Source organism: Bradyrhizobium sp. NBAIM08, assembly GCF_020193935.1.
Classification (GTDB): domain Bacteria; phylum Pseudomonadota; class Alphaproteobacteria; order Rhizobiales; family Xanthobacteraceae; genus Bradyrhizobium; species Bradyrhizobium yuanmingense.
Genome location: NZ_JADYVR010000395.1, coordinates 1 through 444 on the forward strand (window position 1 = coordinate 1; position 444 = coordinate 444).

Below are 444 nucleotides of genomic sequence, written 5' to 3' on the forward strand. Positions count from 1 at the left end.
CACGGGCCCATGGCCCCTGGAACATCACGACGACCGGGGTTCCCGTCAGCCGGGCCCCAACCACCGCTCCAAGCCCGTCGTAGGCGAAGTGCACATTCACCACATCGGGACGGCGGCGGACGACGGCCGCTGCGGCTCGCGGGTGGAGCAGGGCGATGCGACGGACAAGCCGGGTCACCTGACCCGCGGCGCCGGGCTTCATCGGGCCCCCGGTCTGGACGAACTGCCCCGCAGTCAGGACCTCGACCTCGTGGCCCCGCTGCACGAGGGCGGCGATCATGCCGCTCATGTAGCGGGCCGAGCCGCCGGTCATCTGGTCGAAGGTCGCGAGACCGACGACGAGGAGCTTCACACGCTCACCGCGTCGTATGCGCGGGCCATCAGCTCGGCGACGCGACTCGGCGTGTACCGCTCCGCAGCGACGGCGGCGGCGGCCGTCCGTTC

At 72.1% G+C, this 444-nt stretch carries 1 protein-coding gene; it reads right to left on the minus strand.

Annotated elements, in window-relative coordinates; genetic code table 11:
* The coding region (locus I6F37_RS40085) for a glycosyltransferase family 4 protein (RefSeq protein WP_225154390.1) at positions 1–352 on the minus strand (352 nt) is incomplete at its 3' end.
* Between the last annotated feature and the right edge of the window lie 92 nt (positions 353–444).